Origin of the sequence: Thioclava sp. NG1, assembly GCF_003122275.1 — a bacterium.
Taxonomy (GTDB): Bacteria; Pseudomonadota; Alphaproteobacteria; order Rhodobacterales; family Rhodobacteraceae; genus Thioclava; species Thioclava nitratireducens.
Genome location: NZ_QFBB01000003.1, coordinates 272427 through 293057, shown reverse-complemented (window position 1 = coordinate 293057; position 20631 = coordinate 272427). Strand labels below are relative to the sequence as shown.

The 20631-nt window shown below is 65.6% G+C and carries 14 protein-coding genes; 6 read left to right on the top strand and 8 right to left on the bottom strand.

Going from position 1 to position 20631, the window contains the following annotated elements:
- Nucleotides 1-297 precede the first annotated feature (297 nt).
- The 5 genes from DEM26_RS06965 (at nt 298) to DEM26_RS06945 (ending at nt 8611) form a co-directional block, all read left to right on the top strand.
- A complete protein-coding gene (locus DEM26_RS06965; protein ID WP_075774983.1) occupies nt 298-2238 on the top strand; it encodes a dynamin family protein in 1941 nt (646 codons plus the stop codon).
- Nucleotides 2235-3311, top strand: a complete 1077-nt coding sequence (locus DEM26_RS06960; RefSeq protein WP_075774982.1) for a dynamin family protein — start codon at nt 2235-2237, stop codon at nt 3309-3311. Before DEM26_RS06965 ends, DEM26_RS06960 begins: the two co-directional genes overlap by 4 nt.
- Complete coding sequence (locus DEM26_RS06955; protein ID WP_075774981.1) at nt 3308-5449, top strand: dynamin family protein; 2142 nt, start codon at nt 3308-3310, stop codon at nt 5447-5449. Before DEM26_RS06960 ends, DEM26_RS06955 begins: the two co-directional genes overlap by 4 nt.
- Before the next feature lie 14 nt (nt 5450-5463).
- Nucleotides 5464-6906, top strand: a complete 1443-nt coding sequence (locus DEM26_RS06950) for a GTPase (protein ID WP_109172016.1) — start codon at nt 5464-5466, stop codon at nt 6904-6906.
- Nucleotides 6907-7090: 184 nt separating this feature from the next.
- Complete coding sequence (locus DEM26_RS06945) at nt 7091-8611, top strand: bifunctional metallophosphatase/5'-nucleotidase (protein ID WP_109172015.1); 1521 nt, start codon at nt 7091-7093, stop codon at nt 8609-8611.
- A gap of 356 nt (nt 8612-8967) precedes the next feature.
- Here DEM26_RS06945 and DEM26_RS06940 read toward each other — a convergent pair whose 3' ends face one another.
- Nucleotides 8968-9435 (bottom strand): Lrp/AsnC family transcriptional regulator, encoded by a 468-nt coding sequence (locus tag DEM26_RS06940; protein ID WP_075774978.1) that lies wholly within the window; start codon nt 9433-9435, stop codon nt 8968-8970.
- A gap of 114 nt (nt 9436-9549) precedes the next feature.
- On the opposite strand from DEM26_RS06940, the gene putA reads away from it, so the two are divergent.
- A complete protein-coding gene (putA, locus tag DEM26_RS06935) occupies nt 9550-12969 on the top strand; it encodes a bifunctional proline dehydrogenase/L-glutamate gamma-semialdehyde dehydrogenase PutA (RefSeq protein ID WP_109172014.1) in 3420 nt (1139 codons plus the stop codon).
- A gap of 14 nt (nt 12970-12983) precedes the next feature.
- Here the strand turns inward: putA and modC are convergent, their stop codons facing one another.
- The 7 genes from modC to DEM26_RS06900 form a co-directional block, all read right to left on the bottom strand.
- The gene (gene modC, locus DEM26_RS06930; protein ID WP_369907756.1) at nt 12984-14063 is read right to left on the bottom strand and encodes a molybdenum ABC transporter ATP-binding protein; all 1080 of its coding nucleotides are present in this window, start codon (nt 14061-14063) and stop codon (nt 12984-12986) included.
- Nucleotides 14060-14755 carry a molybdate ABC transporter permease subunit gene (gene modB / locus DEM26_RS06925; protein WP_075774976.1) on the bottom strand — a complete coding sequence of 232 codons (696 nt, stop codon included), beginning with the start codon at nt 14753-14755 and terminating at the stop codon, nt 14060-14062. The genes modC and modB overlap by 4 nt, the downstream gene beginning before the upstream one ends.
- Nucleotides 14752-15501, bottom strand: a complete 750-nt coding sequence (gene modA, locus DEM26_RS06920; protein WP_109172013.1) for a molybdate ABC transporter substrate-binding protein — start codon at nt 15499-15501, stop codon at nt 14752-14754. Before modA ends, modB begins: the two co-directional genes overlap by 4 nt.
- Before the next feature lie 142 nt (nt 15502-15643).
- On the bottom strand, nt 15644-16744 hold the full coding sequence (locus DEM26_RS06915; protein ID WP_109172012.1) for a c-type cytochrome: 1101 nt from the start codon (nt 16742-16744) through the stop codon (nt 15644-15646).
- A complete protein-coding gene (locus tag DEM26_RS06910; RefSeq protein ID WP_158275094.1) occupies nt 16741-18021 on the bottom strand; it encodes a c-type cytochrome in 1281 nt (426 codons plus the stop codon). The genes DEM26_RS06915 and DEM26_RS06910 overlap by 4 nt, the downstream gene beginning before the upstream one ends.
- 16 nt (nt 18022-18037) lie before the next feature.
- Nucleotides 18038-18691, bottom strand: a complete 654-nt coding sequence (locus DEM26_RS06905; protein WP_109172010.1) for a cbb3-type cytochrome c oxidase subunit II — start codon at nt 18689-18691, stop codon at nt 18038-18040.
- The gene (locus DEM26_RS06900) at nt 18688-20262 is read right to left on the bottom strand and encodes a cbb3-type cytochrome c oxidase subunit I (protein ID WP_233243042.1); all 1575 of its coding nucleotides are present in this window, start codon (nt 20260-20262) and stop codon (nt 18688-18690) included. Before DEM26_RS06900 ends, DEM26_RS06905 begins: the two co-directional genes overlap by 4 nt.
- Between the last annotated feature and the right edge of the window lie 369 nt (nt 20263-20631).

The window sequence follows — 20631 nt, the reverse complement described above, 5'->3', positions numbered from 1 at the left end:
CCTGCGTCACCTATTTCGCATCGACCCAGCAAAGCAAAGAAAACAGGCGAAAAATCGTGATCGGGGAAATGCGCTGCGCGCTGCCCCGAACGGCAATTATGGTCGCTCTGCCATAATCTCTGCCGCATTTCGGACAAGAGTGCACAACAGAACTTAAGCACGAACCGACCCAGCCGGTGCGTCGCCAAGAAGGGGGCGCGCGCCGTCCCTGTAACGTTGGCGGTCTCGGGCGGCATGGGGTGTGCCGAACCGTTTCCGCCCAAGACCGCATCGCCCCTGCGGAAAGGAGTGCCCCTCGTGTATGAAGCGAATTCCATCTTTGATTGGCATCGCCGCGGTTTCGAGGCGCTCAATTCTTACTGGGAGACGCTCGACCAGCTCGAACAGGCCGTAAAGGATGTCTCGGACGCCGATCTCGGCTTCGTCGAGGACCAGCTCGACAGCGTGCTCGAGATGATCGACGCGTTCGAGCCGACCGTCAGCGTCATCGGCCAGGTCAAAGCGGGAAAAAGCACACTTCTCAACGCATTGATCGGCAAGCCGGGGATGCTGCCCTCGGATGTGAACCCCTGGACCTCGGTGATCACGGCGCTGCATCTGAACGCGCGCCACCGCCCGATGGACACGCGCGCGCTGTTTCGTTTCTTCGACCGTCACGAATGGGATCGGCTTGTGGCGACCGGCGGGCGTCTGGGCGAGATGGCCAACCGCGCGGGCTTCGAGACCGAGGCCGAGAGCGTGCGCAAACAGGTCACCGCGATGCGCAACGCGACCGAGGCGAGGCTTGGCGAGCAGTTCGAGGAACTTCTCGGCACCAGCCGCGCCTTCCCGACGCTCGATAAGGCGGTGCTGGATCAATATATCTGCTACGGCGATCCCGACGATCTGGCCGAGGGCGCGAGCGAAGGCACCTATGCCGATCTGACGAAATCCGCCGATCTCTACCTCGATCTGCCGCATCTGCCGCGCGGCTTGTGTCTGCGCGACACGCCGGGTGTGAACGACACCTTCATGATGCGCGAGCAGATAACGCTCAATGCCATCGGCGACAGCCGCGCCTGTATCGTCGTCCTCTCCGCCCATCAGGCTCTGACCACGATGGATCTCGCGCTGCTGCGCATCATCTGCGCGATCGATGCGCGCGAGGTGGTGATCTTCGTCAACCGCATCGACGAGTTGGAAGACCCGCGCGGGGCGCAGGCCGCGATCCGCGGCTCGATCCGCAAGACGCTGGGGCGCATGGGGCTGGGCGAGGAGATCGAGATCCTGTTCGGCTCGGGCTACTGGGCCAATTGCGCGATGGGCGATGTGAACGAGATGGCGCCTGCCAGCCGCGCGGCGCTGGAGAAGATGACCGGCCCCACGCCCACCAGCGAGACCGAGTTGCGCCAGCGCGCGATGGAAGCGTCCGGGATCGGTGCGTTGATGCAGGCGGTGGTCAAGCGGATCGTCGACGGGCCGGGGCAGGCGGTGCTTGGCGATGTGCAGGACGAGCTGGAGCGCATCATCGAGCGCGCCGAGACCGTGGATAGCGTCGCCCGCGTGGCTGATCCCTCCACCATCCTCAGCGAGTCCAAACTGATGATGCGCCTTGCCGAGATCGAGGAAGAGGCCGTCTCCGCCTTCAACCGTGATGCCGCGGACCTGCGCGCGGAGCTGCGCGAGCGGCTCGACCGGGCGCAGGAGCAATTCGTGGCCTCGGCGCTAGAGGCGCTGCAGTCGCATATCGACACCTATGGCGAGATCGGCGCGTGGACCCATGATCCGACTTCGCTGCGCATGGCGATGAAGACCGCCTTCGCGTCCAATTGCGCGCGGCTGCGGCGCAAGGGCGAGGCGGCGCTCGACATGGTCAGCGACGGGATCGACAGCTTCCTCGCTGCCGAGTTCGGCGTGATCCGCGAGGCCGATGTGAGCCGCTTCCCCGAACAGCCGCAACATCGCGCGCCGACGGTGCTCGCGCGAATGATCACGCTGGATATGCAGGGCGCGTGGTGGCGTCGCTATTGGCGGTTCAATCGCAAGGGCGCGGCACAGGCGCGCTACCGCGATGTGATAATCGCGGAAACCACGCCGCTGATCGAAGACCTGATGACCGAGTATTTCGACCCCGCCATCGCGCGCAGCCGCGAGATCGTGGAGCGCTTCGTCTTCGATCAGGGTCAGTTCTGCAAGGCGGTGCGCGAGCGCTGCCTCTCGGGCGCGGCGGGACACGACAAGGAAAGGCTCTCTGCATGAACTCGATGCGCAAACGCGAACGCCCTGCCTTGCCGGACCTCACGAGTGCCCAGAGCCCGCAAGCCGCCGCGAAACCGCGCAAGCTGCGGGTGCTGGTGGCGGGCGAATTCTCGGCTGGCAAAACCAGTCTCATCAACGGGTTGCTGGGCGAGAAGGTGCTGCCCTCGCATGTCACCGCGACCGCCCTGCCGCCGATCTGGCTGGTGCACGGCAGGGACCGGGGGCAGATCTGGATCGACAAGGAGGAGGTCGCGCGCCCGCTTTGCGATCTGGCGCAGCTCAATCTGGAAAAGGCGCGCTACTGCGTGATCGCCCATGGTGCGCCGATCCTCGAGCGGATCGACATCATCGACACGCCCGGTTCGTCGGACCCGAACATGCCGATGGAAAGCTGGCAGCGGATGCTGCGCTATGCCGATCTCGTGATCTGGTGCACCAATGCGACGCAGGCGTGGCGGCAAAGCGAGAAGGCGGTCTGGGACGCGATGCCCCAGGCGCTTCTCGAGCAGCCGATGCTCGTCGTGACCCATGGCGACCGTCTGCCCGACGAACGCACCCGCGCTCGCCTGATGCGCCGGGTTCAGCGCGAGGCGGGGGAGGTTTTCCCGACGATCCGTCTGGCGGCACTGACCGACGCGCAGGACGTCGCGCAGATCGGGCGCGAGATCGAGCGGCTGATCGGCCAGATCGGCCAACCATCGGGAGAGACCAACGAGACGGTCGCCAAATTCGTGCGCGAGCGCGACGTGATCGCTTTCCCGAAGCCGCGCATGCCGGTCAAGCCGCGCCGTCTGCGCTCGGCGCGCCTGATAAAGGCGGAGGGCGCCGAGCTGCCCGAGGTGACCGATGCCGAGCCGCTGATCCTCGACTCGCCGCTGCCCGACTACCCGCCCGCAGAGCCCGCCTCGATGCCGGGCCCGGCCCGCGCGCTGTGGGAGGAACTCACGGCGGGTCACGCCTTTACCGATGCCGCAGATGTCCTCGCCCATGTCGAACATCTGCTTGACCGGCTCGATGCCAGAGCCGCGGACGAACCCGAGCCGGCCTACGCGACGAGGAGGAGCACGCCATGAAGATCGCCCCGCAACTGCGTAAGGAACTCGACTTTCTCGACGGCACGCTCGACCAGATAGAAACCGCCGTCGAACGCAGCGCCCGTCCGCGCATCCGCGATCTGCGCTTGCGGCTGCATGACTGGGCGGCGCGCGTGGCGGTGATCGGGCAGGTGAAGGCGGGCAAGTCGACCTTCCTCAACGCCTTCCTGCACCAACATGACTTCCTGCCCTCGGACGTGAACCCGTGGACCTCGGTCGTGACGAACATGCGCATCAACCTGCCGGAAGATCCGGTGACGGGGGCCCGGTTCGAGTTCTTCTCGGAAGCCGATTGGGACGAGATCATCAATGGTGGCACGCGCATCCGGCAACTGACCGAAGAGCTGCTGCCGGGATTCGATACCGACATCCTGCGCGAGCAGTCCGAGCAGATGCGCCGGCGCGCGCAACGGCGGCTCGGCAAGCATTACCACACGCTTCTGGGGCAGCAGCACGACTACGACTTCCTCGCCCCCGACCTGTTGCAGCGCTATGTCTGTGCCGGGCCGGGCGCGGATGACGGGCTGGATCGCGAGGCGCTCGGCCGGTTCGCCGCGCTGACGAAAAGCGCCCATATCTACATGCGCTTGCCCGAGTTTCAGGTGCCCACGATCATCACCGACACGCCCGGCGTGAACGACCCGTTCCTCGTGCGCGACGAGTTTACCTGCCGCTCGCTCGACCGCTCGGACGTGTTCATCATGGTGCTCTCGGCGCATCAGCCTCTGACCGATGTGGACCTCGCCCTGATCCGTATCCTCGCGCGGCAGGACGACAAGGACGTGCTGATCTTCCTCAACCGGATCGACGAGTTGGACGATTACGCAGTCGAAGTGCCCCGCGTGATTGCCGATGTGTCGCGCCGCCTGCGCGCGGCGATCCCCGACATCGACTTCAAGATCGTCGCGGGCAGTGCCTATCTCGCCGATCTCACCCAGCGCTCCGACGAGGAAGCCGCCTGGGCGCGCGCCGAGATGGATTCGATGGAGCTGGCGCAATATCTGTATTCGCGTTTCGGCCGTGTGCCCGAAGATCCGATCGATCGGCTGCTGCTGGCCTCGGGCGTCGAAGAGGTCAAACACGTGCTCTCTGCCGTGATCGATGGCGGGGTGGGGCGTCAGCAGCTCGCCCAGCTGCGTGGCGATCTGCGCGCGGAGCTGTCGGGGATGCAATTCGTCGCCCGCCGCGAACGCGATACGCTGCAGATGCAGATCGAGAGCATTCGCTCGGACGTGGCGGAGGCCGCGATCGAGGAGATGACCGGCGAGATCGAGGCGACGGAGGCGCTGCGCGGCGCGCTCGAAAATCATGTCGAGAGCGCCGAACACCAGATCGAATCCGTGCTGAACCGAGGCTGGTCGGCGTTGGAGACGCGGCTCAACAAGAGCATCGAGGATTTCGTCAACAGTCAGCGTGCCCGGTTCGAGGAGGTTCTGCGCACCAATCGGATCCGCGACGGCCGTCCGCCGCGCAGCTTCGAGACCGATACGACCGCGTTGCAGATCGCGCTCGAACGCGAAGTGACGAAAAGCTACGCCCGCTCGCGGGCCGCGATCGACGTGCTGCTCGACAATGCGATCCATGCCTGCCGCACAACCATCGTGGACCGGTTCGACGATCCCAGCGAAGAGATCGACCTCGCGGATATGCCGCATGACACGTTCACCTCGACCTTGACGCTGACCCGGCGCGCGCTGCGCATCAATTTCGCGTTGGAGCGCGGCTGGGCCTTCTGGCGTGGACCGACCGTGAATATCGAGAAGACGCTCGAGGGTCTGCGCATCGTCGCGGCGGAAGAGTTGCGCCCTGCGGTGGAGAAGATCCTGCAAGCCTATGGCGAGACGCTGGTGGAGCGCGCGACCGCGGGCGGGTCGCGACTGCGGGTCATGGTTCGGATGATGGAGATGGTCGTGCGCGAGCGGACCCTGCAGCTCAAGCAGGAGCGGGCCGAGTTGGAACGGCTGGCGCGTGATCCCGCCCAGCAAAGCCGGATGGCGTCGCGCATTCAGAGCAAGCTGGAAGTTCTGGAACGGCGCCTGATCAACCTCGGCGCGATCGAAAGCGCCGTCAGCAGCACGATGATGCCGCGGCGTAAGCCCGCATCCCGCGCGGCGTGAGGACAAGGAAGCAAATGATCTTCAAACAAGACCTCCGCCACGATCAGGCACCGCCCGATCCGGTCCGCGCACCGTTGCGGGTCGCGATCTGCGGCGAGGTCAATTCCGGCAAGTCCACGGTGCTCAACGCGATTTTGCGCGCGCGCAGCATCGGCGACAATCTGGGCCGGACCGAGCGACCCACGGTCGTCGCGCGCTACCGGGCGACGCCGGGCGTGGTGATGCGCGACGCGACGGGGCGGGAGATCGACGCGGCGGAGGTCGAAGAGGGCGGCGCCGTGCCCTCCGAGATTTACGTCTATTCCGCGCAGCCGCATCTGCAGGGGTTCGAATTCGTCGAGGTGCCGCTGACCTGCGCCGAGGATCTCAACGAAGGACAGGTCGGCCTGATCGCCACCTGCGACGTGATGATTTGGGTCACGATCGCCTCGCAGGCATGGCGGCTGACCGAAAAGACTCTGATCGAATGTCTGGGGTCTGCGCGCCCGTCCGATTGCCTGCTCGCGATTTCGCGTGGCGACAAGCTGCGCAACGACAGGGACCGGGCGAAGCTGAAGGCACGGGTTCAGCGCGAGTCGGCGGCGTATTTCTCGCGGATCGCATTTCTGCACGGATCGCGCGACCTGTTGCGTGCCGCCGAGACTTCGGATGAAGCGTTCCAGCGTAGCGGCGGCGCGGCGCTTATCGCGGCGCTCGGGGCGATGACAGGGCGCGCGGTGGCCGGGCTCGACGCGCTCGATCCCGAGACCGAGGCGGATCTGGCGATCGGGGCCCATGACGCGCCGTCCCCGCTGCTCTCGGAACATGGCGGGGCGATCTTGACGTTCCGCGCGCCCGGGGAGCGTAAACGCAGCTCCGAGCCCGCAAATTCGGGCGCGCCGGTCGCGCCCCCCGGGGCCGAGCCCGAGTATCGGCCGGACCCGAACCCCGTCGACCGCACGCCCGAGGTGTCGCCACGTCGTGTCACGCGGGCGTCGAAACCCTTTCGCGATCCTGCGCGCGAGCCCGTTCGAGAGCCCGCGCTCAAGCCGGGGCCGAATGTCACCGGCGGCGTCGTGCCTGAAACCGAGGCCGAGAGGGAGGCCCCGGTGGAGCAGGAAAGCCCGCTGCTTCTCGCCACCACGCGGCTCCGGCTGGGTATCGAGTTGCCCGAGGGGCTGCAGCTTGCCGGGCGGATCGGCCCCAGCGACCGGATCTTGCGGCCCGTCAAAGGGTCGTCGGACGAGATCGTGGCCTGCGCCAAGGCTTTGGAGGCCATGATGTCCGGATTCGCGGGAAGCTACACGACCGTCTTCGGCGGGCAGCTCGACATGATCACCGAGTCGGGCGAGGATGTCCGCGTCATGTTCTCCAGCGCGCCGGAGACCGGCCTGACCTTCGCGCAATTCACCGTCGACCTGATCGACGAGGCGGCGGCGCATGCGTTGTTCGCGCGCTTGGCGGGCGTGTTGGTCTGAAAGCGTACCCAGCGCGTTGATCTGCGCGGGGTGACGCGAAAAGAGGCGCGCGCCCGATCGTGAACGCGAGGTCATCTGACTTGAGGTTTGCGCGATGACAGAGTGCGGCTAAGCTTTCTCCCACGCCCCGGGCCATGCGGCCGTTCGGGGTCTATGAATAAATTCATTCCGCAGGGAGACCGAAATGTCCGATTTCAAGCGCCGTCTGGCTGCCCTCATGCTGGGCGCCGCCTCCACCGGGCTTCTCGCCGCCGGGCCCATTCAGGCCGAGACGGTGAAGCTCACGATCCTCGGGGTTGGCGATATCTACAATTTCGACGGTGATGGCGAGCGCGGCGGGTTCGCCCGGCTCAACGCGGTCGCCAAGAAGGAGCGCGCGGACAATCCCAACACGCTCTATGTCTTCGATGGCGACATGCTCTCGCCCTCGCTTCTGTCGGGGATCGACGAAGGTCAGAACACGATCGACCTGACCAATATCGTGCCCTTCGATATCGCGGTGCCGGGCAACCATGAATTCGATTTCGGCCCGCAGAATTTCGAGAGGAAGATGGAAGCCTCGAAATACCCGTGGGCCGCGATCAACATCACCCAGAAAGACGGCTCGCCGGTTCAGGGTCTGGGCGGCGTGATGGTGAAAGAGATCGCCGGTCTCAAGGTCGCGCTCGTTCCGGTCGCGCAGGACACGACGCCCGAGGTCGCCAATTCGGGCGATCTGAAATTCGGGCCGACCGTGGACAGCGCGATCGCAGCAGCCAAGAAGGCGCGCGAGGATGGCGCGGATCTGGTGATCGGGGTCGTGCAGACCGATCAGTCGAACGACCGCGACCTGATCGCGAGCAAGGATTTCGACGTCATCATCTCGGGCGACGACCACCTCAATGCGATGTTCTATGACGGGATCACGGCCTATGTGGAGACCTCGATCGACGCGCGCTACCTGATGCCGGTCGATCTGACCGTCGACATCTCCGAGAAGGACGGCAAGCGCAAGATCAGCTGGACCCCGGATTTCCGCTGGATCGACACCGCGAATGTGACGCCGGATCCGGAATCGATGAAGCTGGTCAACGGCTTCAAGCAGCAACTCGACGACAATCTCGGCCAGCAGATCGGCACGTCGGAGACCGAACTGGACTCGCGGCGCAACGTGGTGCGCTCGCAGGAGAGCACGATGGGCGATCTGATCGCCGATGCGCTGCGCGCCGCGACCAAGGCCGATGTGACGCTGATCAATGGCGGCGGCATCCGGGGCGACACGACCTATGATGCGGGCCACAAGATCACCCGCAAGGACGTGCTGACCGAGCTGCCCTTCGGCAACAAGACGGTGGTGACCGAGATCCCCGGCTCGCAGCTCCTGAGCGCGCTGGAGAACGGCTTCAGCCAGGTCGAGAACGGTGCGGGCCGTTTCCCGCAGATCTCGGGCATGAGCGTGGTCTACGATCCCTCCGCACCGGCCGGGTCGCGCGTGGTCTCGGTCGAGGTGGGCGGTCAGCCGCTCGACAAGGACAAGGTCTACAAGGTCGCGACCAACGATTACATGCTGGGCGGCGGCGACGGCTACACGTCGCTCGGCGGCGGCAAGGTCATCGTGAACGCCGGGAACGGCAACCTGATGGCCAATGACGTGATGACCTATATCGAGGGCAAGGGGACGGTCGCACCCAAGCTCGACGGGCGGATCAAGAAACAGGGCGAGTGAGTTCGACCTGATCGGATCGAGAGGCGGTAGGGAGACCTGCCGCCTTTTCTATTGCGCCTAATGTGGTGAGGGTCGGGCGCGGCCCGGGGCTGGTCGCCCTGTGCCAAGTGGACAACTATTGCCAATATGCGCGTGCAGGGACAGGGAAGCGTAGAGAGGGCCTCGATCTGAACGAACGCAATCTGCTTGCCCGGAACAGCCGCGAAGCGGCCCGGGCAGCGCCCGACCGCCCCCTCGGGCGGGCGCTTGGGTGACGTCAGCGCGCGGATCGAGGTCATCCGGATTTGGCCGCGATTAAGTACGGACCACATGACGAGGGACGCCCGCCCGGCGATCGGGCGCTGCCCTCTGTAACCTCACTCCAAGGGCGGCGCGCTGGCCTCCACCACGGTCTCCATCGCGACATAGCTCGACGAGGAATGGACATGGGGCAGGGTGGACAGCTCTTCCGACATGATCCGCCGGTAATCGGCCATGTCGCGGGCGCGGATCTTCACCAGATAATCGAAGCCCCCGGCGATCATGTAGCACTCTTCGACCTCGGGGATCGCGCGCACCGCGGCGTTGAACGCCTTCAGCGCGGTCTCGCGCGTATCGCTCAATTTCAGCTCGATATAGGTCACATGGGTCAGCCCCAGCTTGATCGGTGAGATCATCGCCCGGTAGCCCTTGATGAGCCCGGTTTCCTCCATTTGGCGGATGCGCGCGGCCACCGGCGTCTTCGACAAGCCGACCCTGCGCGCTATCTCAGCCACGGGAAGGCGTGCATCGGCGATAAGCTCGTTGAGGATTCGCCTGTCGATCGCATCGATCTCTTCACTCATGGGCTACAGAGTCTCCAAAAATAAGTTCCAGAGACCATCGCTTAGCAAATCTTTGCGCCAATCGCCTAGGGGAAATCGAATAGCATCGGACAATCAGACTCAAGGGAGGATCGCATGGGCGACACGTTCGATCAGTTCACGACACAGGCGAAATTCGCCGAAGAAGCCGCGCTTCTGGAGCGGCTAAAGGGCCAGGCCGAACTGAGCGAGAGTGATCGCAAGCAGATCTCCGCCCGCGCGGCGAAGCTCGTGCGCCGTATCCGGACCGAAGCCAAACCGACGCTGATGGAGCATTTCCTCGCGGAATATGGCCTGTCCACGCAGGAAGGCGTGGCGCTGATGTGTTTGGCCGAGGCGATGCTGCGCGTGCCCGATGCCGAGACGATCGACGCGCTGATCGAAGACAAGATCGCACCGTCGGACTGGGGCAAGCACATGGGCACGGCCTCGTCCTCGATGGTCAACGCCTCGACCTGGGCGCTGATGCTGACGGGCCGCGTGCTCGAAGACGAAAAGCCCGGCATGGCAGGCGTGTTGCGCGGGGCCGTGCGCCGTCTGGGCGAGCCGGTGATCCGGGCCGCCGTCAGCCGCGCGATGAAGGAGATGGGCCGCCAGTTTGTCCTTGGCGAGACGATCAAGGACGCGCTGAGCCGAGCCAAGAAGCTCGAAGATCGCGGCTACACCTACAGCTACGACATGCTGGGCGAGGCCGCTCGCACCGCGCGCGACGCCAAGCGCTACGCGAAGGATTACGCCGACGCCATCGCCGCCATCACGAAGGTCTGCAAGGACCGCCCTGTGGCCGAAAATCCCGGCATCTCGGTGAAACTCTCGGCGCTGCATCCGCGCTACGAGGTCGCCAAGGAAGAGCGCGCCATGGCCGAGATCGTGCCGGTGCTCAAGGATCTGGCGAAGGCCGCGAAGGCCGGGAACATGGGCCTCAACATCGACGCCGAGGAGCAGGACCGTCTGGTGATCTCGCTCAAGATCATCAAGGAGGTTCTGTCCGACCCCGAGCTTGCCGGCTGGGACGGGTTCGGCGTGGTCGTGCAGGCTTACGGCAAACGCGCGAGCCTCGTGATCGACTGGCTGGGCGCTTTGGCGGAAAAGCTCGACCGCAAGATCATGGTGCGTCTGGTGAAAGGCGCCTATTGGGACACCGAGATGAAGCTCGCGCAGGTCGAAGGCCTGCCGGACTTCCCGCTGTTCACCACGAAGGCTGCGACCGATGTCAGCTACCTTGCCAATGCGCGCAAGCTGTTCAGCTACACCGACCGCATCTATCCGCAATTCGCGACCCACAATGCCCATTCGGTCGCGGCGATCCTCGAGATGGCCGAGGGACGTCCCTACGAGTTCCAGCGCCTTCATGGCATGGGCGAGCGTCTGCACGAGATCGTCCACCGCGAAGAGGGCACCCGCTGCCGTATCTATGCCCCCGTCGGCGCGCATCGCGACCTGCTGGCCTATCTGGTGCGCCGCCTGCTGGAGAACGGTGCGAACTCTTCCTTCGTGCACCAGATCGTCGATGAGGACGTGGCGCCCGAGACCATCGCGGAAGACCCGTTCGTGCAACTCGAGACGGCCGAGCGTTCGGCGATGCTCAAGCTCCCCTCGGAGGTGTTCGCCGAGTCCCGCGAGAATTCCAAGGGCTTCGATCTGACCGACGAGGGCACGCTGGCGCGCATCGACGCCGCCCGCAATGTGGCGATCCCGGATGCGGGTCCGCTGGTGGCGGGCGAGGCGACCGGCGAGGCCGTGGCCGTCATCAACCCGTCGACCGGCGAAGAGGTGGCCCGCGTCACCGAGGCAGACGAGGCCTGTGTCGCGGCCGCCATCGACGCTGCGCGTCCGTGGGCTGCCCCGGTCGCTGAGCGCGCCGCCGTGCTGCGTCGCGTGGCGGAGCTTTACGAAGAAAACTTCGGACCCTTCTTCGCGGTGCTCGCGAAAGAGGCGGGCAAGAGCCAGCTCGACGCCGTGGGCGAATTGCGCGAGGCGGTCGACTTCCTGCATTATTATTCGGCGCAGGCCGAAGAGAGCGACCCGACGGCGCGCGGCATCTTCGCGGCGATCAGCCCGTGGAACTTCCCGCTGGCGATCTTCACCGGGCAGATTTCGGCGGCGCTGGCCGCCGGCAATGGCGTGATCGCGAAGCCGGCCGAGCAGACGCCGCTCGTCGCCGCCATCGCTGTGCGCCTGATGCATGAGGCGGGTGTGCCGCGCGACGTGCTGCAACTGCTGCCGGGGCGGGGCGAGACGGTGGGCGCAGCTCTGTCGTCCAACCCGAAGATCGCGGGCATCGCCTTCACCGGCTCGACCGAGACGGCGAAGATGATCCGCCGCGCGATGGCCAACAATCTCGATCCGACCGCGCCGCTGATCGCGGAAACCGGTGGTCTGAACGCGATGATCGTGGATTCGACCGCGCTGCCCGAACAGGCGACGCGCGACATCATCGCCTCGGCCTTCCAGTCGGCGGGTCAGCGCTGCTCGGCGCTGCGCTGCCTCTATGTGCAGGAAGACGTGGCCGAGAACCTGATTTCGATGATCAAGGGCGCGATGGACGAGCTGTCGCTGGGCGATCCGTGGTATCTGTCGACGGATGTCGGCCCGGTGATCGACGGCGAGGCGCAGGAAGACATCGCCGCCTATATCGCGAATGCCGAGAAAGAGGGCCGCGTGCTGCACAAGCTCGACGCGCCGTCGAAGGGCCATTTCATCGCGCCGACGCTGGTGAAAATCTCCGGCATCGAGGCGCTGGAGCGTGAGGTCTTCGGCCCGGTTCTGCATATCGCGACCTATCGCGCAGAGGATATCGAGAAGGTGTTCGCCGCGATCAACGCCACCGGCTACGGGCTGACCGCCGGTCTGCACAGCCGGATCGACAACCGCGTGCAGGAGGTCTCGGACGCGCTGCATGTCGGCAACCTTTACGTCAACCGCAACCAGATCGGCGCGGTCGTGGGCTCGCAGCCCTTCGGCGGCGAGGGGCTGTCGGGCACGGGGCCGAAAGCGGGTGGACCGCTTTACCTGACCCGTTTCGCGATGGCGCCTGAGGCGTCGTCGAAAAACGGCGAATGGGGCCACAAGGCCGATCTCGACACGCTGCGCAAAAAGCTTGCGAAAGCGGCGGCGAAGGCCGAGGCGGCGGGGCCGCTCGAGGCGCTGGAACTGCCGGGCCCGACGGGCGAGGCCAACACGCTGCGTCGCTATCCGCGCGGGCCGATCCTGTGCCTCGGGCCGGGTGAAGCTGCGCAGGTCGCGCAGATCAAGGAAGTCGAGAAGCTGGGCGGCGTGGCCGTCGGGGCCGATGGCAAGATCGCCCCGGACGTGCTTGAAACGCTTGAGGATATCGCGGGCGCCATCTGGTGGGGCCATGATACGCGCGCCCTTGTGAAAGCGCTGGCGAAACGCGAGGGCCCGATCCTGACGTTGACCACCGGCGCTGTGCAGAAGGCGGATGTCCTCCACGAGCGGCATCTGTGCGTCGACACCACGGCGGCGGGCGGTAACGCGGCATTGCTGGCGGGGTAAATCCCGCTGGCCTGCTAGCCCACATCCTCGGAGGCCACCGACATCGCCTTGATGATCGCGTGGCACCTCTTCCCCTCGGTCAGGCCAAGCGCCGCGACCGAGCGGGTGGTGAGCCGGGCCAGCAGATGCTCGTCGCCCATCTTCAGGCGGGCATAGACGCTGGGGGGAGCCGCAGGACGCAGCTCCGTGACCGTCACCGGCAGGATGTTGAGCGCAGAGAGGCCTTCGGGCCGCGCAACCGCAAGAGTCACGTCCCCCGCATGGATTCGTAGCCGCAGCGATTGGCCGGGCTGACCTTCCCGATAGGGCAGCAGCACCGGCCCGCCTGCGGTTTCGATCCGGGTCAGGCCGTCGGCTTCCTGCGCCATGACACGTCCCGAAATCACCGCCCCCGCTTCGCGCTGCCCGAGCGCGGGGGCGAGTGTCGGATCGGACAGAATCTCGCGCGCGGGGCCGAAGCCGCGCAGCCGGCCGGCCTCGATCAGCGCGATGGAGGTGGCGAGACGCGCGACCTCGGCCGGTGCGTGGCTGACATAGAGGATGGGAAGTTTAACTTCGTCCCGTAACCGCTCGATATAGGGAAGGATTTCCGATTTTCGCGCAGCGTCCAGCGCGGCGAGTGGCTCGTCCATCAGCAGCATCCGCGGGTTCGACAGGATCGCGCGACCAAGCGCGACGCGGCTTTTCTCACCGCCCGAGAGCGCGGCGGGACGGCGCTCCAGCAGCGCGCCGAGGCCGAGCATATCGATGATGTGGTCGAACTCCGGCGCGGTCTTGGTTTTGTTGAAACGCTGCCCGTAGAGTAGGTTTGATCTGACGCTCAGATGCGGGAACAACCGGGCGTCCTGGAAGACATAGCCGATGCGGCGCTTGTGGGGCGGCAGGCAGATCCCGGCCTCGGTCTCGAGCAGCACCTCTCCATTGACGACGATCCGCCCCCGGTCGGGCCGCAGCAGCCCCGCGACCGCGTTCACCACGGTCGTCTTGCCCGCGCCGGACGGGCCGAACAGCGCGGTCACGCCCTCAGGCGCGGTGAAGTCTACGTCGAGATCGAGCGCCGGCAGGCGATGGCTGAGCGAGATTTCCAGCATCAGTTCTGTCCCGCGATCCGCGCCGCGATCCGTCGCGCCAGCCACTCCGAGACCAACAGCGCGCCAAGCGCCAGCGTGACCGAGATCACCACCAGCCGCGCGGCCTCGACCTCGCCGCCCGGCACCTGCAATTGCGAGTAGATCGCGAGCGGCAGGGTCTGGGTCTGGCCGGGGATGTTCGAGACGAAGGTAATCGTCGCGCCGAATTCGCCCATCGCCTTGGCGAAGGCGGTGATCGCGCCCGCAAGGATGCCGGGCAGGATCAGGGGCAGGGTGATCGTTGCGAAACTGGCGATGCGCGAGGCCCCGAGGGTGGAGGCCGCCTGTTCCAGCTTCGGGTCCACCGCCTCGATCGCGAGCCGGATCGCGCGCACCATCAGCGGAAAGGCCATGATCCCGGCGGCCAGTGCCGCGCCGCGCCACGAGAAGGCGACCGTGACCCCGATCTTCGCCAGCGCCGCCCCGATCACCCCGTTCGGCGCGAAGCCTATCAGCAGCAGGTAGCCAGTGACGACCGGCGGCAGGATCAGCGGCAGATGCACCAGCCCGTTGACGAGGCTGCGCCCCGGAAAACGCCAGCGGGCCAGCGCATAGGCGACGAACAGCCCGGGCGGCAATGACAGCAGCGTCGCCCAGCCTGCCACTTTCAGCGAGAGAAAGACTGCTTGCCAGTCGGAGGACGACAGCCAGCTCATTTCAGTGTCTCGAAGCCTTGCTCGTGGAAGATCTTCGCGGCGGCGTCGGATTTCAGCTCGGCATAGAAGCTTTTCGCCGCGTCGCTATCGGTGAGGCGGGCGGCGGGGTAGCGGATCGGTGGGTGGCTGTCTTCGGGGAAGGTCGCCACGGCATGCACGCGCGGCTCGGCCACGGCGTCGGTCGCATAGGTGATCCCGTAGGGTGCCGCGCCAAGCGCCACCATCGCAAGTGTCGCGCGCACGTTATCGGCCTGCGCGACTTCGGGCTCGACCTTGGACCAGAGCCCGTAATGCTCCAGCGCCGCCTTGCCGTATTGGCCTGCGGGCACCGCGTTCACCAGCGACATGGCCAGCTTGCCGCCATTCAGAAGCGCGTCGAAATCGAGCTCGCGAGAAATCGTCACCGGTTTCGCTTTCGGATCATGGGCGATCAGCACAAGGTGGTTGGCCAGCAGGTCCTCCTGCACCTTGATGCGGCCCGTCTTCGCGACCGTCTCCATCCAGCCCGGATTTGCGGAGATGTAAATATCGGCCGGTGCTCCGGCGGCGATCTGGCGGGCCAGCGCACCGGACCCGGCGAAGGAAATATGCGCCACGTCGCCGGTCTTCGTCTCCCAGAGCTTCGCTACCTGATCGAGCGCGGTCTTCATCGACGCAGCGGCGAAGATCGTGACCTCCTCTGCGCGGGCGGGTAGCGCGAGGCTCGCCGTCGTAAGCGCAAGGGCGAGGATGCGGGGCAGGGACATGGGGCCTCCTTCGATATGTTTCATCAGACATATTGCAGCGCAAATCGCCAAAGGCAAGCGCGGGCCGCCGCGGGAAGGGCTCAAAAGGAAAAGACCGGCGCATCGCTGCGCCGGCCCGTTCTAGGAGGTCTAATGGAAAGGCTTAGCCTCCCGAACTTTCGTTTTGCGCAGGCGCCGAGGCCTGATCGCTGGAGGGATATCCCGGACCCATCAGCTTGCCGTCGACCTCTTTGCCGTAGAAGCCCTGATGGTTGTGGTGCCATTTGTCGACGGCGTCCTTCACCGTCACGTCGCCGATCTGCCGCGGGTCGTTCGGGCGCGGATGGCTGTCGACGAAGGCGGCCACGTCCCAGGCTTCCTGCACGGTCAGTTTGTTCGGCTCCGACAGCGGCATGTTATGCTTGATGAAGGCGGCGGCGGCGTTGATCTTGTGCATGCCCGCGCCCCAGTTGAAGCTGTTCGGCCCCCAGAGCGGCGGAAAGACGACCTTGCCGTTGATGTCCTTCTGACCCTGACCGTCGGCGCCGTGGCAAACCGCGCAGTTCTGGGCGAAGACCGCTTCGCCGCGCTGGCGCGAGGGCTCTTTCGCGGGCTTGTCGATCTTGCCGAAGCCTGCGCCTTCCGGTTTCTCGCCCGTGGGCAGACCCTTGGACATCCAGAAGAAATAGGCCTGCAGATCGCGATAGACATCCGAGCCATAGGGCGGCGGTCCCCCCGAGGGCGAACCTTGCGCGTTCATCGAATAGGTGAAGCAGCCCCTGATGCGGTCCTCCATGGTATTCACCATTTTGTTCTTGCCGCGATATTTCGGATAGACCGGGTAGGCGGCCCACATCGGCGCGGAGAAGGCCTGGCGGCCCGCGTCGAGGTGGCAGTTCGAGCAGGAAAGGTCGTTTCCGACGAAGTCATGCGCGTTGGTGCCGGTATCGTTGAAAATCGCCATGCCTCGGCGGACCGACTTGCCGAAATCGTCGTCGGGAATGGTGCTCTCCGCAGGCGGGGTGAAAAGCTTCGCCTGCTGCGTGTCGCCGCCGCTTTGCTGCGCGGCGGCCTCGGCTTCGCTCTGGTCACGCGTGGCGCCGGTCAACCAGCTGGGTGCGAGGCCGAAATTTACCAGCAGCGAGCCCAGCACGACCAGTGCGAGGCCACCGCCTACCGCGAGGATCGCGCGCAGGGCCGTCTTGCCGCGGGAGGGGTCGGTCTCTCCGCGCGGAGGGATGTCGGACGGGTGCTTGTTACTCATTGATCCACTCCTTCACGCACCGGGATGTTGCTTTCCATCGCGGCCAGTTCGGTTTTGTCCATCGCCGGCATCGGGGCGAGCGAGGCAAGGTAATCGGCCACCGCGCGCCGATCCGCATCGTTCAGCGCCTTGCCGATCCCCGCCATCAGGCCGAGCGGCGAGTTATGACGCGCGCCGCCTGCCCACATCGCGAGTTGATGCGCGACATAGGCCGGCTGCTGCGCGGCGATCCCGGGAAAATTCGGCGCGACGCCGACGCCCGAGGGCCCGTGACAGGTGAAGCAAGCCGGAACGCCGATCGACCAATCGCCTTCCTTGGCAAGCTGCGCGCCGCGCTTGAGATCGCCATCCAGAGAAGGCTTCGCGCCCGAGGGGCTGGTCATCGTGGCGTAGTAGTTCGCCAGTTCGACGATTTCCTGATCGCTCAGACCCTTGGCCACATAGGCCATCGAGTCGTTGGGCCGGGTGCCTTTCTGGAAGTCGTGCAACTGCTTGGCCAGATAGGGCGCCGGAAGGCCCGCCAGCCGCGGCACGGTCTCGGTGCCTTCGCCCTTGTCGCCGTGACAGCTTGCGCAGGCCCAGACCGTGTCCGAGCCCTGACTGACGAGCTGCGCGACGCGCTCGGACCCGGGGCCTTTCTCGGCAGCTGCGGATTCCGGCTGCGCGGGCAGGTTGTTGATCAGCCCCGCGAGGCCGGCGCCGCCATCGAGCGGGTCCATGTCGCCCGCCACCTTGCGGATATCGGCGACCTCCGGGGCGCTGATGGTCTTGGCGTCGTCATTGAGCCCGGTGGCCACATAGGATGCGACTTCGGAGATTTCTGTGTCGCTGAGAACAGAGCCGAAGGCGGGCATCTCGCCCTCGTAGCTCTCGCCATTGACGTTGAGCTTGCCACCGATGCCGCGCATCACGATCTGGGTCACCGCCTTGGCGCCGCCCAGTTTCACGATGTCAGAGCCGTGCAGCGGGGGGAAGGCGCCGGTGACGCCTTCACCGGCATCGCCATGGCAGGTCGCGCAATTGTCCGCGAACAGCGTCTTGCCCGCGTCGAGATCGGGCGCGGCGGCCTGCGCGAGTTTCGTGGGCTCTTGCTTGGCCGCTTCGGTTTGCGCCTTGTCCGCGACCTGGACGGCGGTGCTGGTCTGGACCAGCATGATCACCCCCCAGATCGCGAGCGCGATCGCGATCGAATAGACGGGCCACGGGATGCGGCGGGTTGCCTCGAACGGCTCGAAAGTCTCGTCGGGACGCCGGGGATCGGGTTTCTTGTCGGTCATTCTTGTCTCCGTCGTCTCAGTTCGAGGCCTTGGTGGCATCGGTCGCTTCGCGTTGCTTCTCGGCGATCAGCGCGTAGCCATTGTCGCGCAGACCGTCCTTCGGCGGAGCGTATTGGCGTGTCATGCCTTGCAGATACGTCACGAGGTCGAGCGCATCCTGCTTGGCCACGATCACACCGGATTTGGGCGCGTATTTCGCGGGCAGCTTGACCACCACATCGTCAGGCCCGGCTTTGTCCTTATGCGTGAAGAGGTAGGGATAGGCGGGCATGATCGACCAGCTGGAGATCGCGCGGGGCTGATAGAGATGGGTCAGTTGCCATGCCTGCGAGGGCAGGCGGTCGCCGATATCCATCAGGTCCGGCCCGGTGCGCATCGTGCCCAGCTGGTGAGGGGCGTCATAGGCGTAGTCGCCCGCGACCGAGGCCCGGCCCCAGCCGCGTTCGGCATCGGGGGCCTGTGCCAGCGAACGCGGCTGCTGCGAGTGGCAGTAGAGGCAGCCCAGTGAGACATAGACCTCACGGCCGCGCGCCTCGGCCTCGGTGTAAGGCTTGAGCCCCGTCGTCGGTCCCTGTGCGCTGATCTGCATGCCCGGCGCGATCACCAGGAACAGGGTCGCGAGCGCGAGGATCGCCAGCGCCGTGATTGCGAGAGGAAGATAGCGGTTCATTCTGCAGCCACCATGTTGTCGGTTTCGGTCTCACGGGTCTTCTTGGAAAAGCCGAGCGCAATGAGGTTGATCGCCAGCAGCACATGGCCCAGCGTCATCAGCCCGCCGCCGAGCGAACGGCCTTCAAGATAGGGCTTGAGCAGGGTCACGCTGTCGGCGAAGGGCTTCGTCGCATCGAGCTGGGCAAGGCCCTGCAGCACGCCGCCGATTGTCAGCGAGAAGAAGTAGATCGCGAAGCCGATCACGTTCAGCCAGAAATGCCATGCGATCATCCGCGGGAAGGGCCAGTATTTCCCGGTCGCGCGCGGCACGACCTGATAGATCACGCCCATCAGCACCAGCGACACGAAGGCATAGGCGCCCAGATGCGCGTGCGCCACCGTGTAATGGGTGAAGTGGGTGATCGTGTTGACCGAGCGCAGCGCCTCGATCGAGCCCTGGAACGAGGCCAGCGTGTACATCACCGCCCCGAAGGAGATGAAGCGCAGCGGGATCGACTCCTTGAGCGCCCAGAGATTGGCCGCCACCGTGACGTGCTGGTTGATCGCCACCGCGATCACGGGAACGAACATCATCACCGAATGGACGACCGAGAGCGTCACCAGCCAGGTCGGGACCGGGCCGCCGATCAGGTGGTGGATGCCGACCTGGCTGTAGAACAGCGCCAGCGCCCAGAAGCCAACCAGCGAGAGCGCGTAGGAATAGACCGGTTTGCCGATGATCTTCGGGATGAAGTAATAGGCCGCGCCCACGCCCAGCGGCGTCAACCAGAGGCCCAGCACGTTATGGGCGTACCACCAGTTCATCGTGGCCTGCTCGACCCCGTGATGGACGCCGGGAATGTTGGCGATGACGAACAGCACCGGGAACCAGAGCACCGCGGCGAGGAAATACCAGCCGGAGACGTAGATGTGATGGACGTTGCGGTGCTTCGCGGTCGAGATCAGCGGGGCCACGAAACAGGCCGCGCCGGCTGCGAGGACGATGTCGATCTGCCACGGAATCTCGAGCCATTCGAGCCCGTCGGTCCAGCCGTTCGCGATGGCGAACACGCCTGCGGCGAGGCCGATATTCCAAAGCACGATCCCGGTCTTCAGAAGGCCCGTCATGCGCAGTTCGGTGCGGAAGATACGCGGAAGGATCCAGCAGACGGCAGCGAGGCCGCCCTGGCTCGCCCAGCCATAGGCGACCGAGTTCAGGTGCACCGTGCGCATCCGCCCGAAGGTCATCTGCGCAGTTCCCGACATCAGATCGGGCAGGTGCAGTTCCAGCGAGGCGGCCAGCCCGTGCAGCGAGCCGTAGATCAGCCAGAACACCGCCGCCGCGATGAGCCACATCACGACGCTGGAGGAACTCGCGTCGATACCGGCGCGCGCCGCGTTGAAGTGGTGAGGGTCGTTCGGCGCGTCGGTATCCGCGCCCTCGCCGGGCTCGAAGATGGTCCGCGCATCGTCGGCGTCTGGCGTGTGGACCTGCTTGTTCGCGATCGCCCAGATCAGGATCGTCAACGCCAGTAGCGAGATGACGAAGCTGAGGGCGAGCAGCAGGCCGAGCGTTTCGGTGATTTGCATTGGCTGGCTCCGGTGTCAGGTTTGACCCGGGCCGAGCCGGTGCGACGCGTGGATGCTCGTCACTGTTCCATTCTCCCTTTAGCCCGGTCGGTCGGTTCTTGTTCACGTCGTTTTCACGAACAATGCATGGCGGAGTGATCTGTTCCAAACATTCAGATGTATGCAGATGTCGGGCGCACCGACGCCCGCCGAGGGACGATCACGACCATGTGGCGCGGGCGCCGGATGTTCGCGAGCGCCCAGAATGATGCAGTCACGGGGGCGCGACCACCTCTCCTCACGCGATGATGATCTTGGTTGAACGAGCCGCGCGGAGAGCTTTCCTCGGCGGAAAGCGCACGCGCCAGCCGGGCCTTGTTTTTCGGGCGA